The following is a 12,740-nucleotide window of genomic DNA, read 5'->3' on the forward strand; positions in this document are numbered from 1 at the left end:
CACCCTGGCTCCAGCCTGCCGTCACCAGCCCGTCTGTCGGGGCGTCCGCACAGGTGAGCGGGGTCGTCCAGCAGTCGGACGCACGGTTCGGCCCCGCCCTCCGATGCCGCTAGGGTGGCGGGGATTCGAGCCGGACAGCGTGGTCCGGTCCCGGCCCACGTGAAGAAGGTTTTTCGGGCTATGCGCATTGGTGTCCTCACGTCCGGCGGCGACTGCCCCGGCCTGAACGCCGTCATCCGGTCCGTCGTGCACCGCGCCGTCGTCGACCACGGCGACGAGGTCATCGGCTTCCGGGACGGCTGGAAGGGCCTGTTGGAGTGCGACTACCTCAAGCTCGACCTCGACGCGGTGAGCGGCATCCTCGCCCGCGGCGGCACCATTCTCGGCTCCTCCCGGGTCCAGCCCTCCCATCTGCGGGACGGTGTGGAGCGGGCCAAGGGCCACGTCGCCGAGCTCGGCCTCGACGCGATCATCCCGATCGGCGGCGAGGGCACCCTCAAGGCCGCCCGGCTGATGTCGGACAGCGGCCTGCCCGTGGTGGGGGTGCCGAAGACCATCGACAACGACATCGCGGTCACCGACGTCACCTTCGGCTTCGACACCGCGGTGACCGTGGCGACCGAGGCGCTGGACCGGCTCAAGACCACCGCCGAGTCCCACCAGCGGGTGCTGGTCGTCGAGGTCATGGGCCGGCACACCGGCTGGATCGCGCTGCACTCCGGCATGGCGGCCGGCGCGCACGCCGTCGTCGTCCCCGAACGGCCCTTCGACATCGACGAGTTGACCCGGGTCGTCGGGGACCGGTTCCAGGCCGGCAAGCGCTTCGCGATCGTCGTGGCGGCCGAGGGGGCCAAGCCGAAGGCCGGGACCATGGAGTTCGACGAGGGCGGCAAGGACATCTACGGGCACGAGCGGTTCGCCGGGATCGCCCGCCAGCTCTCGATCGAGCTGGAGGAGCGCCTCGGCAAGGAGGCGCGGCCGGTGATCCTGGGGCATGTGCAGCGTGGCGGTACGCCCACCGCGTACGACCGGGTGCTCGCGACCCGGTTCGGGTGGCACGCGGTGGAGGCCGTGCACCGGGGTGAGTTCGGGAAGATGACGGCGCTGCGGGGAACCGACATCGAGACGGTGTCGTTGGCCGAGGCCGTTCAGACGCTGAAGACCGTTCCCCAGGACCGGTACGACGAGGCCGAGTGCGTGCTCTGAGCAGCGCGCTGTGACTGCCCCCGGTGACCGCGGTCGCCGGGGGCGGTTCTAGTCTGTGGGGGACAGACAGCGCACAACCCCCACGAATCAGGAGCCGCCGGATGGATCACAGCGGGCACGGCATGATGATGGATCTGCCGCCGTTCACGCTGGGGCGGGGGCTCGCGTGGTCCGCGGACCCGTTCTTTCTCGTGGCCTGTCTCGCGGGGCTCGCGCTTTACGGGTGGGGCGTCGTACGGCTGCGGCGGCGCGGGGACAAGTGGCCCGTGGGGCGGACCGTCTCCTATGTCATCGGTGTGCTGACCGTGCTGCTCGTCATGTGCACCGGGCTGAACGACTACGGAATGGTCATGTTCAGCGTGCACATGGTGCAGCACATGGTGATCAGCATGCTGTCGCCCATTCTGATCCTGCTGGGCGCGCCCATCACCCTGGCCCTGCGCGCGCTGCCGCCTGCCGGACGGGGGCGCAAGGGGCCGCGGGAACTGCTGCTGGCCCTGCTGCACAGCCGGTACATGCGGATCATCACGCATCCGGCGTTCACCATTCCGATGTTCATCGCGAGCCTCTACGCGCTGTACTTCACCGCGCTCTTCGACTTCCTGATGGGCTCCAAGCCGGGGCACATCGCGATGATGGTGCACTTCCTGGCCGTGGGCGTGGTGTTCTTCTGGCCGATCATCGGTGTCGATCCGGGGCCGCACCGGCCGGGGTATCTGATGCGGATGCTGGAGCTGTTCGCCGGTATGCCGTTCCACGCGTTCTTCGGTATCGCGTTGATGATGGCGTCGTCGCCGATGGTCGAGACGTTCGAGAACCCGCCCGCCTCGCTCGGCATCGACGCGCTCTCGGACCAGAACGCGGCCGGCGGTATCGCCTGGGCGTTCAGTGAGGTGCCGTCCGTTCTGGTGCTGATCGCGCTGCTGTTCCAGTGGTATCGCTCGGAGCAGCGGCAGGCGCGGCGCAAGGACCGGGCCGCCGACCGCGACGGCGACAAGGAACTCGAGGCGTACAACGCCTATTTGGCCTCATTGAACGCACGCGGAAACTGAGGAAACCGAAAGGCTTCGCCTTTCAGTAGCATGAAGCGCGTCAGGGGGAACCGCCGGGGGGAGCGGTAATGGCGCTTCGTTTTTTCGTACGCAGGTTCGCTTTTCTGTTGGTCTTCGTACTCGCGCTGAGCGGTTGCGACCGGGACGCGTCCTTGTTGGTGGTGAAGGCGGTCGCCGCGGGAGTTCCTTCGTCGGCGCCCTTCTTCGCCGAGAGCCAGGGGCTCGGGCGCGATGATGCGCGGGTCGCCACGGCCCAGGCCGGGCACGGTGGTCTTCAGCAGGGGGATACGCCGGGTCTGTACGGAGGGTCGAAGCAGCCGGCGATCTGCGATGTCGTACGGCTGAAGGCGTTCCTGACCGATCCCGCCAATGAGCGCAAGGCGCAGGCGTGGGCCACCGCGCTCTCCCTCGCCACGGACGAGATTCCCGGATATCTGGACCGCCTCACACCTGTTCTCCTGCGTCACGACACTCTCGTGAAGAATCACGACTACAAGAAGGGGAAGGCCGTCCCCTTCAACGCGTTGCTTCAGTCGGGAATCGCGATTCTCGTCGATGAGCAGGGCCTTCCGGCTGTGAAGTGTTCGTGCGGAAATCCGCTGCGCCCCTTCGAGGGGGACACGACCGGGATAAAGGTCGAGTTCGACGACCGTAATGCGCAGTGGAAGGGATACGAGAAGTCGTCCGTGGTGGCCGTGCGGCCCGCGCCGCGGAAAGTGGAGCGGCTCGCTCTCGTCGACGTCCATGAACCGGACCGGGGCATCGAGCGTCCCGTCGGGACGACCGGGGGCGACGACACCTCGTTCGACACGCGTGAGCGGCGGACGGTGCCCGACCTCGCCGGAGCGACCTTCGGGCAGGCGAGCCGGCGGCTGGCCGGCCAGGGGCTGGCGGTCACCGCCGAGGGCGGAGGGCTGCCGCCGGACGGCGCCCGGGTGACGGCGTCCGATCCGCCGCCCGGGACCGAGCTGCGGTTCGGGGAGTACGTGACGCTGAGCGTGGCCGGCGACGGCTCCGGCGGGACGGCGACCACTCCGCCGGGCTCGGAGACGGCCCGGCCGACGCGGGATCCGTCGGACTCGACACCGGCGAAGCCGACCGAGTCGGCAAAGCCGACGACGTCGTCCACCGCCACGCCGTCGTCGCCGCCCGCGTCGACTCCCCCGCCCTCGTCTCCAGGAAGCTCCGAGTCCTCCAGCTCCAAACCGTCCGGTCCGGCACCCACGAGCAGGCCTCCGTCCACGGGAGCGTCATCCGCACCGCCCACCTCCGACCCGCCTCCGCCACCACCGACCAGCTCACCCCCGAAGACCACGAGCGCGCCCCCGACCAGCGCCCCGGTCACCACCAGCGCGCCGCCGCCCGAGACCAGTGGGCCCGCCACCACCGAACCGGTGACCGGCACCCCCTCCACCGACGGGCCCAGCGCGAGCACGACCACCGCCTAGCAACCCCGCACGCAGCGCACCCGCAGAACCCGGGAGTCACCGGATGCCTTCAGGATCACCGACGTCGGGAGTGGGCCGGGTCATCGCCGGCCGGTATCTGCTGCTGAACCCGCTCGGCAGCGGCGGTATGGGCCATGTCTGGCTCGCGCACGACCAGAGACTGGCCTGCGAGGTCGCGCTCAAGGAGATCGTGTTCCGGGACCCGGTCGAGGCCGACGAGCGCGAGGCCCGGGTGGCCCGCGCCCGCGCGGAGGCACGGCACGCGGCGGGGCTGCGCGGGCATCCGCATGTGGTGACCGTGCACGACGTGCTGGAGCACGAGGGGCTGCCGTGGATCGTCATGGAGTACGTCGAGGGCGCCGTCAACCTGCGTGACCTGGTCGAACAGCGCGGCCCGCTGGCGCCCGCGGAGTGCGCCCGGATCGGGCTCGCCGTGCTGGACGCGCTCACCGCCGGGCACGAGCGGGGCGTGCTGCACCGGGACGTGAAGCCGGCGAACATCCTGCTGGCGCCGGACCGCACGGGGGCGCCGTACGGCCGTGTGCTGCTCACCGACTACGGCATCTCGGTGCAGCCGGACGCCGGTGAGACGCGGTACACGCTGGGGTCGGTGCTGGTGGGCACGGCGGGCTATCTGGCGCCGGAGCGGGTCACGGGCGGGGCGCCCACGCCGGCCACCGATCTGTTCTCGCTGGGCTGCACGCTGTACTACGGAGTCGAGGGCCGGGGTCCCTTCGAGCGCGAGTCGCACCTGGCGGAACTCACCGCCGTGGTCATGGAGGAGCCCCGGGTGGCCTCGCGGGCGGGGGCGCTGGTGCCCGTGCTGCGGGCGCTGCTGGAGAAGGATCCGGAGCGGCGGATGCCGGCCGCTCAGGCGGAGGCGGCGCTGTCGCGGATCGTCGTTCCGGAGGCCGACGCCTACGCGCGGACGCAGACCGATCTCGGTTCGCAGCCGCACTGGGGCGGCGCGCCGCCCGCGGGGCCGGTGCCGGAGGCGGTGGGGTTCGGCCCGCTGCCCGGGTCCGAGCCGCCGGGCGGCGCGCCCCGGACCGGTCCTCGCGTCCTCCACGCGGTCATCGCCGGACTGCTCGGGCTGGCGCTCGCGGGTGCCGGCGTCTGGTACGCCCTGTCCCAGCAGTCGGCCACCGGCGGGACGGCGCGGCCGTACGGTGACGCCGTCGGACTGGGTGCGCCGCTGAAGGACGGTGACTGTGTGCTCGCCGACTGGCCCGGCGCGGCCGCCTTCCGGGGCACGCCCCGGCTGAGTCTGGACCCGAGCTGCCGGGAGCGGGCGCCCGACGGGCAGGTGATGGCGTTCGTCGCGGCCGCGTCCGCCGCCGAGGCTCGGCAGCAGGGGCCGGCGGCGTGCGAGGAGCGCACGGCGGAGGTCCGGGAGAAGCTGGCGGATGTGCGCAGTTTCGCCGTCGTGCCGACCGAGGCGGGGTTCGAGGCCGCCGGGCGGCGCACCGCCTGTCTGGTGCTGGGCGCGCACGGGCCGGTGTACGGGCCGCTGGGCGAGCACCGCGAGGAGGGGTCGGCGTTCGCGGACACCGCGACCATGCAGCGGCGGGACTGCCTGGACGTGCGCTCCCCCCGGGACGCGCGGCTGGTGTCCTGCGCCGGGGCGCACGACCAGCAGGTGCTCGGGTTCGCCCGGCTGGGCCCCGATGTCACGCTGAGTGAGGCGCGTACGGAGTCGGACACGGCGTGTGCCCGTCAGGTTCCGCCGCGCGACTTCGGATTCGATCCTTCCGTGTACACGGCGGGCTCCTGGACCAGCGAGGGGTCCTGGAAGTCGGGGTCTCATTTCGTCGTGTGCACCGTCCGGAAGCAGAACGGGGGCACCATGGAGGGGGACGAACCTTAGGAGGGTGTTGCGATGCCCGGTTCTACGGACAGTTCTACGAAGACCATGGGGGTGCTCACCGTCGGCGGCCTCGTCATGGTGACGGCCTACACGGTGGCGCTGGGGAGCAATGGCTGGTTGTGGTTCGGGTGGGTGGTGCTGGGTCTGATCACGCTGGGGATGGTGGTCAGCCGCAGCACCTGAGCCTCACTCCCGGGTGAGCCGCCCGGCGGAGTGCACGCCCGGCTGGTACTTCGGCAGCCGGGCGGTGACCTTCATGCCCGCGCCCAGGGCGGTCTCGATGACAAGGCCGTAGTCGTCGCCGTAGACCTGCCGGAGCCGGTCGTCGACGTTCGACAGGCCGATGCCGCCCGACGGGCTGACCTCGCCCGCGAGGATGCGGCGTAGCAGGACGGGGTCCATTCCGGCGCCGTCGTCCTCGATCACGACGAGGGCCTCGGCGCCGGCGTCCTGTGCGGTGATCTGGATGTGGCACTTGTCGGCCTTGCCCTCCAGGCCGTGCTTGACGGCGTTCTCGACGAGCGGCTGCAGGCACAGGAACGGCAGGGCGACCGGCAGCACCTCCGGGGCGATCTGGAGGGTGACGGAGAGGCGGTCGCCGAAGCGTGCCCGCACCAGCGCCAGGTAGTGGTCGATGGCGTGCAGTTCGTCGGCCAGGGTGGTGAAGTCGCCGTGCTTGCGGAACGAGTAGCGGGTGAAGTCGGCGAACTCCAGGAGCAGTTCGCGGGCGCGCTCGGGGTCGGTGCGCACGAAGCTGGCGATCACGGCGAGCGAGTTGAAGATGAAGTGCGGGGAGATCTGGGCCCGCAGCGCCTTGATCTCGGCCTCGATCAGCCGGGTGCGGGACTGGTCCAGGTCGGCCAGCTCCAGTTGCACGGACACCCAGCGGGCCACCTCGCCCGCCGCGCGCACGAGCACCGCCGACTCCCGGGGCGCGCAGGCGACGAGGGCGCCGTGCACGCGGTCGTCGACGGTGAGCGGGGCGACGACCGCCCAGCGCACCGGGCAGTCGGGGGTGTCACAGCTGAGCGGGAAGGCCTCGCCGCGGCCCGAGTCGAGGGGGCCGGCGAGGAGTTCCATGATCTGCGTACGGTGATGGCCGCCGACCCCGTCCCAGACCAGGACGTCCTTCTGGTCCGTCAGGCACAGCGCGTCGGTGCCGAGGAGTGAGCGCAGCCTGCGGGCCGACCTGCGGGCGGTCTCCTCGGTGAGGCCGGCCCGCAGCGGGGGTGCGGCGAGCGAGGCGGTGTGCAGGGTCTCGAAGGTGGCGTGCTCGACGGGGGTGCCGAGGTCGCCGAGGTTCTCGGGGCGGGCGGTGCGCCGGCCGAGCCAGAAGCCTGCGGCGAGCAGCGGGAGGATCGCCACGCACAGGCCCGCGATGAATCCGCTCATGCCGTCACCTCCGCCCGCAGCTCCTCCGGCAGATGGAACCGCGCCAGGATCGCCGCCGTGCCGGGCGGCACCCGGCCCGGGGTGGCCAGGGACACCAGGATCATCGTGAGGAAGCCCAGCGGCACCGACCAGAGCGCGGGCCAGGCGAGCAGCGCGTGCAGCGCGCCGGCCCCCGGGAAGCCGGCCATCGTCGCCGCCACCGCGAGCAGCGCGGAGCCGCCGCCCACCAGCATCCCGGCGGCGGCGCCGGGCGGGGTGAGCCGGCGCCACCAGATGCCGAGGACGAGCAGCGGGCAGAAGGAGGACGCCGACACCGCGAAGGCCAGGCCCACCGCGTCGGCGACGGGCAGCCCGCCGACCAGGACGCTCGCGGCGAGCGGTACGGCCATGGCGATGACGGTGCCGAGCCGGAAGTGCCGGACGCCGCGCGAGGGGAGCACGTCCTGGGTGAGCACGCCCGCGACGGCCATGGTCAGGCCGGACGCCGTGGACAGGAACGCGGCGAAGGCGCCGCCCGCGACCAGCGCGCCGAGCAGATCCCCGCCGAGGCCGCCGATCACGCGGTCGGGCAGCAGCAGGGCGGCGGCGTCCGCGTCGCCGGTGAGGGTGAGTTCGGGGGCGTAGATGCGGCCGAGGGCGCCGTAGACGGGCGGCAGGAGGTAGAAGGCGCCGATCAGGCCGAGGACGGCGACGGTGGTGCGGCGGGCGGCGACGCCGTGCGGGCTGGTGTAGAAGCGCACGACGACGTGCGGCAGGCCCATGGTGCCGAGGAAGGTGGCGAGGATCAGTCCGTACGTGGCGTACAGCGGGCGTTCGCCGCGGCTCTCGGCCAGCGACGGGGACAGCCCGCCGCCGGCGCTGCGGTCGCGTTCGGGGACCTCGGCGCCCTTGGCGAAGGTCAGGCGGGTGCCGGCCTCGATGCGGTGGGTGCCGGCGGGGAGCTGGAGCCTGTCGTCCTCGTGGTCGCGGCCGTCGACCGTGCCGCTGACGGTGACGGCCAGCGGCCTTTCGAGCTTGAGCTTGAGGGAGTCGTCGACGCGGACGACGCTCTGCTGGCGGAAGGTCGCCGGTTCGTCGAAGGCGTGACGGGGGGCGCCGTCGCCCTGCCAGGCGAGGATCAGGAAGAGGGCGGGGACAAGCAGGGCGGTGAGCTTGAGCCAGTACTGGAAGGCCTGCACGAAGGTGATGCTGCGCATGCCGCCCGCGGCGACGATGGCGACCACGACGACCGCGACGATCACTCCGCCGAGCCAGTCGGGCGCGCCGGCCAGCACGGTCAGCGTCAGTCCGGCGCCCTGGAGCTGGGGCAGCAGATACAGCCAGCCGGTGCCGACGACGAAGGCGCCCGCGAGGCGCCGTACCGCCTGGGAGGACAGCCGGGCCTCGGCGAAGTCGGGGAGGGTGTAGGCGCCGGAGCGGCGCAGCGGGGCCGCGACGAACAGCAGCAGGACCAGGTAGCCGGCGGTGTAGCCGACCGGGTACCAGAGCATGTCGGGGCCCTGGACGAGGAGGAGGCCGGCGATGCCGAGGAAGGAGGCCGCGGAGAGGTACTCGCCGCTGATCGCGGCCGCGTTGAGGCGGGGCCCGACGGTGCGGGAGGCGACGTAGAAGTCGGAGGTGGTGCGGGAGATGCGCAGGCCGAAGGCGCCGACCAGGACGGTCGCGAGGACCACCAGGGCGACGGCGGGGACGGCGTAGCCGGAGTTCATCGGTCTTCTACGAGGCGTACGAAGTCCCGCTCGTTGCGTTCGGCGCGCCGGACGTACCAGCGGGCGAGCAGGACCAGCGGGGCGTAGAGGCCGAAGCCGAGGACCAGCCATACCAGGCCGCGGGCGTCCGGCATGGCCGCGAACAGCAGGGGCAGGGGGCCGATGAGCAGGCCGAGGACCGCGAACACGGTGAGGCCGGCGCGCAGTTGGGTGCGCATCAGCGAGCGGACGTAGGTGTGGCCCAGGGTGGTCTGCTCGTCGATCTCGGTGCGCGGGCGGTAGTAGCCGGAGACGGGGCGGGCGCGCCGGGGCGGTCCGGTGACCACGACGCGGCGTTCGGCGGGGCTCTGGGGCATCGTCACGGCCTCCTCATGAGCAGGTCCCGCAGCTCGCGTGCGTGCCGGCGGCTGACCTGGAGTTCCTCGGAGCCGACCATGACGCTGACGGTGCCCGCGTCCAGGCGCAGCTCGCCGATGTGGCGCAGGGCGACGAGATGGCGGCGGTGGATGCGGACGAAGCCGCGCGAGCGCCAGCGCTCCTCCAGGGTCGACAGGGGGATGCGGACGAGGTGGCTGCCCTTGTCGGTGTGCAGACGGGCGTAGTCGCCCTGGGCCTCGACGTGGGTGATGTCGTCGACGGCGACGAAGCGGGTCACGCCGCCGAGCTCGACCGGGATGTGGTCGGGGTCGGGTTCGCTCACGGGTATTCGGGGCGCGGTGTCGCGCGGCTCGGCGCCCCGCAGTTCGACGACCCGGCGGACCGCCTCCGCCAGGCGCTCCTTGCGCACCGGCTTGAGCACGTAGTCGACGGCCTTGAGGTCGAAGGCATGGACGGCGAAGTCCTCGTGGGCGGTGACGAACACCACGAGCGGCGGCTTGGCGAGGCCGGTCAGCAGCCGGGCCAGGTCGAGGCCGTCGAGGCCGGGCATGTTGATGTCGAGGAAGACGACGTCGATCGACTCCGGGCCGTCGGGTCCCGACTCCAGGGCGCGGTTGATCCGGCGCAGCGCCTCGGTCGCGTCGCCGGCGCCGTCCGCGCTGCCGATGCGCGGGTCCGCGTTCAGCAGGTAGAGCAGTTCCTCCAGCGAGGGGCGTTCGTCGTCGACAGCCAGGGCGCGCAGCATGAACGGGAGTGTAAGAGCAATGGGCGCGCCTGGACATGTGATCTGCGTGGCCATTCGCGCTGGGTGGCGTGCCGCTTACAGTGCCCTCATGAACAGCGGCGCGGCCTCCTTCGACGAACTCGACCGGAAGATCATCACGGCCCTGATGGCGAACGCCCGGACGAGTTTCGCCGAGATCGGCACGAGCGTCGGGCTGTCGGCGACGGCGGTCAAGCGACGCGTGGACCGGCTGCGCGACACCGGGGTGATCACCGGGTTCACGGCCACGGTCAAGCCGTCGGCGCTGGGCTGGCGTACGGAGGCGTATGTCGAGGTGTACTGCGAGGGCGCGGCGCCGCCGCGGCGGCTGGCGGAGGTGGTCCGCAACCATCCGGAGATCACCGCGGCGATGACGGTGACGGGGGGCGCGGACGCGCTGCTGCATGTGCGGGCGCGGGACGTGGAGCACTTCGAGGAGGTGCTGGAGCGCATCCGGGTCGAGCCGTTCATCCGCAAGACGATCAGCGTGATGGTGCTGTCCCATCTGATCCCGGAGAGCCCGGAGGCGGGCGCCAGCCAGCCCGTGCCGAACGGCGCAGCAGACGTGCGCTGACGGGCCGGAAGACGCAGCATTCCTGCGTGGACACGCAATGCTGATTTCTTGTCGCTCGTCGGCGTCGCTTCCTACCTTGGTCTCAATCCTCATTGACACCGTAGGAAGCGGAGGAACCCCTCTGTGCCCGAAACCCGTGTGCCGCGCCGGCGGCGCTTCCTCGTCTGCGAACCCAGACACTTCGCCGTGCAGTACGCGATCAACCCCTGGATGCAGCCCGACGTCCGGGTGGACGTCGATCTGGCCCAGGAGCAGTGGCAGGCGCTGATCCACGCCTACCGTTCCCACGGCCACGCGGTCGACACCCTGGAGCCGGTCGCCGGTCTCCCCGACATGGTGTTCGCCGCGAACTCGGCGGTCGTCGTCGGCGGCCGCGTCTTCGGATCCCTGTTCCACGCGCCCGAGCGCCGCCCGGAGTCCACGCACTACGAGACGTGGTTCAAGACGGCGGGCTTCGACGTGTACCGGCCCGAGTCGGTGTGCGAGGGCGAGGGAGACTTGGTCTGGACGGGCCGGTACGTCCTCGCCGGCACCGGCTTCCGTACCACCCGGGAGGCCCACCGGGAGGTGCAGGAGTTCTTCGGCCACCCGGTGATCAGCCTGACGCTGGTGGACCCGTACTTCTACCACCTGGACACGGCGCTGTTCGTGCTCGACGACGACAACATCGCGTACTACCCGGAGGCGTTCTCGCCGGGCAGCCGTGAGGTGCTCGCGCGGCTGTACCCGGACGCGGTGCTCGCCACCCGCGACGACGCGGCGGCCTTCGGCCTGAACTCCGTGTCCGACGGCCGCCATGTGTTCATCGCGCCGCAGGCCGAGGCGCTCGCCGCGCGCCTCGACGAGCGCGGCTATGTCCCCGTCCCCGTCGACCTGTCGGAGTTCCGCAAGGCCGGCGGTGGCATCAAGTGCTGCACCCAGGAGATCCGCTCATGACCGCGCCCGCGCAGACCCGTCTCTCCACCGATCTGATCCGCGCCGAGGAATCGGTTCTGGCGCACAACTACCACCCGCTGCCCGTGGTCGTCGCCCGTGCCGAGGGCGCCTGGGTGGAGGACGTGGAGGGCCGCCGCTATCTCGACATGCTGGCGGGCTACTCGGCGCTGAACTTCGGGCACCGTCATCCGGCGCTGACCGAGGCGGCGCACGCGCAGCTCGACCGTCTGACCCTGACCTCCCGGGCCTTCCACAACGACCGGCTCGCCGAGTTCGCCGAGCGGCTGGCGGCGCTGACCGGCCTGGACATGGTGCTGCCGATGAACACGGGCGCCGAGGCCGTGGAGAGCGGCATCAAGGTGGCGCGCAAGTGGGCGTACGAGGTGAAGGGCGTTCCGGCGGACCGGGCGACGATCGTGGTGGCGGCCGAGAACTTCCACGGCCGTACGACGACGATCGTGTCGTTCTCCACGGACGAGACCGCGCGGCAGGGCTTCGGCCCCTTCACGCCGGGCTTCCGGATCGTGCCGTACAACGATCTGCCGGCGCTTGAGGCGGCGGTCGACGAGACGACGGCGGCGGTGCTGCTGGAGCCGATCCAGGGCGAGGCGGGTGTCGTCATCCCCGACCACGGCTACCTGGCCGGAGTACGGGAGCTGACCAGCCGGGAAGGCTGCCTGCTGATCGCGGACGAGATCCAGTCGGGCCTCGGCCGCACGGGCCGTACGCTCGCCGTCGAGCACGAGTCGGTCGTGCCGGACGTGCTGCTGCTGGGCAAGGCGCTGGGCGGCGGGATCGTGCCGGTGTCGGCGGTGGTGGCCCGCCGTGACGTGCTCGGCGTCCTGCGGCCGGGCGAACACGGCTCGACGTTCGGCGGCAACCCGCTGGCCGCGGCGGTCGGCACGGCCGTGGTCGAGCTGCTGGAGACGGGCGAGTTCCAGCGCCGGGCCGCCGAGCTGGGCGTGGTCCTGCGGGGCGGCCTGTCGGCGCTGCTCGGCAAGGGCGTCGTCGGCTTCCGGGCGCGGGGCCTGTGGGCGGGCGTCGACATCGACCCCGAGGCCGGCACGGGCCGCGAGATCGGCGAACGCCTGCTGAGGGAGGGAGTCCTGGTCAAGGACACCCACGGCTCCACGATCCGCCTGGCTCCCCCACTGACGATCACCGCGGAGGAGCTGACGGAGGCGCTGGGGGCGCTGGAGAAGGTACTGACGTAGACCGACCGGAACGCCTCGGCAGCCCGGTCCCCGGTCCCCCGGCCCTCGTGCGCGGGGGCGCGGGTGCCGGGTGCGCGGGTGCCCGGGGTGCGGGTGCCGGGGGCTCGGGTGCCGGGTGCGCGGATGCCGGGTGCGCGGATGCCGGGTGCGCGGATGCCGGGTGCGCGGATGCCGGGTGCGCGGATGCCGGGTGCGCGGATG

Annotated in this window: 12 protein-coding genes; 8 read left to right on the top strand and 4 right to left on the bottom strand. The window is 71.9% G+C overall.

Features of this window, described 5'->3' with window-relative positions:
• Nucleotides 1-180 precede the first annotated feature (180 nt).
• The 5 genes from ACP4J3_RS47805 (at nt 181) to ACP4J3_RS47825 (ending at nt 5,756) form a co-directional block, all read left to right on the top strand.
• Nucleotides 181-1,206, top strand: coding sequence for a 6-phosphofructokinase (locus ACP4J3_RS47805; RefSeq protein ID WP_426544034.1), 1,026 nt, complete (start codon nt 181-183; stop codon nt 1,204-1,206).
• 101 nt (nt 1,207-1,307) lie between these two features.
• Nucleotides 1,308-2,258 carry a cytochrome c oxidase assembly protein gene (locus ACP4J3_RS47810; RefSeq protein WP_426544035.1) on the top strand — a complete coding sequence of 317 codons (951 nt, stop codon included), beginning with the start codon at nt 1,308-1,310 and terminating at the stop codon, nt 2,256-2,258.
• A gap of 68 nt (nt 2,259-2,326) precedes the next feature.
• Nucleotides 2,327-3,706: a DUF6777 domain-containing protein gene (locus ACP4J3_RS47815; protein WP_426544037.1), complete on the top strand. Its 1,380-nt coding sequence runs from the start codon at nt 2,327-2,329 to the stop codon at nt 3,704-3,706.
• Nucleotides 3,707-3,749: 43 nt separating this feature from the next.
• Nucleotides 3,750-5,573 (top strand): protein kinase domain-containing protein, encoded by a 1,824-nt coding sequence (locus tag ACP4J3_RS47820; RefSeq protein ID WP_426544039.1) that lies wholly within the window; start codon nt 3,750-3,752, stop codon nt 5,571-5,573.
• A gap of 12 nt (nt 5,574-5,585) precedes the next feature.
• A complete protein-coding gene (locus ACP4J3_RS47825) occupies nt 5,586-5,756 on the top strand; it encodes a hypothetical protein (protein ID WP_426544041.1) in 171 nt (56 codons plus the stop codon).
• Between the two features lie 3 nt (nt 5,757-5,759).
• Here ACP4J3_RS47825 and ACP4J3_RS47830 read toward each other — a convergent pair whose 3' ends face one another.
• From ACP4J3_RS47830 to ACP4J3_RS47845, 4 genes are read right to left on the bottom strand one after another with little or no spacing between them, the layout of a single operon-like run.
• The gene (locus ACP4J3_RS47830; RefSeq protein WP_426544043.1) at nt 5,760-6,965 is read right to left on the bottom strand and encodes a sensor histidine kinase; all 1,206 of its coding nucleotides are present in this window, start codon (nt 6,963-6,965) and stop codon (nt 5,760-5,762) included.
• Complete coding sequence (locus ACP4J3_RS47835; protein ID WP_426544045.1) at nt 6,962-8,674, bottom strand: cation acetate symporter; 1,713 nt, start codon at nt 8,672-8,674, stop codon at nt 6,962-6,964. The genes ACP4J3_RS47830 and ACP4J3_RS47835 overlap by 4 nt, the downstream gene beginning before the upstream one ends.
• Entirely contained in the window at nt 8,671-9,030 is a 360-nt protein-coding gene (locus tag ACP4J3_RS47840) for a hypothetical protein (RefSeq protein ID WP_426544047.1), read from the bottom strand. The genes ACP4J3_RS47835 and ACP4J3_RS47840 overlap by 4 nt, the downstream gene beginning before the upstream one ends.
• Nucleotides 9,031-9,032: 2 nt before the next feature.
• Nucleotides 9,033-9,797 carry a LytR/AlgR family response regulator transcription factor gene (locus ACP4J3_RS47845; RefSeq protein ID WP_426544049.1) on the bottom strand — a complete coding sequence of 255 codons (765 nt, stop codon included), beginning with the start codon at nt 9,795-9,797 and terminating at the stop codon, nt 9,033-9,035.
• 88 nt (nt 9,798-9,885) lie between these two features.
• On the opposite strand from ACP4J3_RS47845, the gene ACP4J3_RS47850 reads away from it, so the two are divergent.
• The 3 genes from ACP4J3_RS47850 (at nt 9,886) to rocD (ending at nt 12,539) form a co-directional block, all read left to right on the top strand.
• Nucleotides 9,886-10,389 (top strand): Lrp/AsnC family transcriptional regulator, encoded by a 504-nt coding sequence (locus ACP4J3_RS47850; protein ID WP_426544051.1) that lies wholly within the window; start codon nt 9,886-9,888, stop codon nt 10,387-10,389.
• A 123-nt stretch (nt 10,390-10,512) separates the two neighbouring features.
• Complete coding sequence (ddaH, locus tag ACP4J3_RS47855; protein ID WP_426544053.1) at nt 10,513-11,325, top strand: dimethylargininase; 813 nt, start codon at nt 10,513-10,515, stop codon at nt 11,323-11,325.
• Complete coding sequence (gene rocD, locus ACP4J3_RS47860; RefSeq protein ID WP_426544055.1) at nt 11,322-12,539, top strand: ornithine--oxo-acid transaminase; 1,218 nt, start codon at nt 11,322-11,324, stop codon at nt 12,537-12,539. The genes ddaH and rocD overlap by 4 nt, the downstream gene beginning before the upstream one ends.
• Nucleotides 12,540-12,740 lie beyond the last annotated feature (201 nt).

The organism is Streptomyces sp. UG1 (assembly GCF_049974585.1).
Taxonomy (GTDB): Bacteria; Actinomycetota; Actinomycetes; order Streptomycetales; family Streptomycetaceae; genus Streptomyces.

What these genes read in the sequence shown, in the direction of transcription:
- ACP4J3_RS47805 (WP_426544034.1), top strand. Translation starts at nt 181, where the DNA reads ATGCGCATTGGTGTCCTCACGTCCGGCGGCGACTGCCCCGGCCTGAAC.
- ACP4J3_RS47810 (WP_426544035.1), top strand. Translation starts at nt 1,308, where the DNA reads ATGGATCACAGCGGGCACGGCATGATGATGGATCTGCCGCCGTTCACG.
- ACP4J3_RS47815 (WP_426544037.1), top strand. Translation starts at nt 2,327, where the DNA reads ATGGCGCTTCGTTTTTTCGTACGCAGGTTCGCTTTTCTGTTGGTCTTC.
- ACP4J3_RS47820 (WP_426544039.1), top strand. Translation starts at nt 3,750, where the DNA reads ATGCCTTCAGGATCACCGACGTCGGGAGTGGGCCGGGTCATCGCCGGC.
- ACP4J3_RS47825 (WP_426544041.1), top strand. Translation starts at nt 5,586, where the DNA reads ATGCCCGGTTCTACGGACAGTTCTACGAAGACCATGGGGGTGCTCACC.
- ACP4J3_RS47830 (WP_426544043.1), bottom strand. Translation starts at nt 6,965, where the DNA reads ATGAGCGGATTCATCGCGGGCCTGTGCGTGGCGATCCTCCCGCTGCTC.
- ACP4J3_RS47835 (WP_426544045.1), bottom strand. Translation starts at nt 8,674, where the DNA reads ATGAACTCCGGCTACGCCGTCCCCGCCGTCGCCCTGGTGGTCCTCGCG.
- ACP4J3_RS47840 (WP_426544047.1), bottom strand. Translation starts at nt 9,030, where the DNA reads ATGCCCCAGAGCCCCGCCGAACGCCGCGTCGTGGTCACCGGACCGCCC.
- ACP4J3_RS47845 (WP_426544049.1), bottom strand. Translation starts at nt 9,797, where the DNA reads ATGCTGCGCGCCCTGGCTGTCGACGACGAACGCCCCTCGCTGGAGGAA.
- ACP4J3_RS47850 (WP_426544051.1), top strand. Translation starts at nt 9,886, where the DNA reads ATGAACAGCGGCGCGGCCTCCTTCGACGAACTCGACCGGAAGATCATC.
- rocD (WP_426544055.1), top strand. Translation starts at nt 11,322, where the DNA reads ATGACCGCGCCCGCGCAGACCCGTCTCTCCACCGATCTGATCCGCGCC.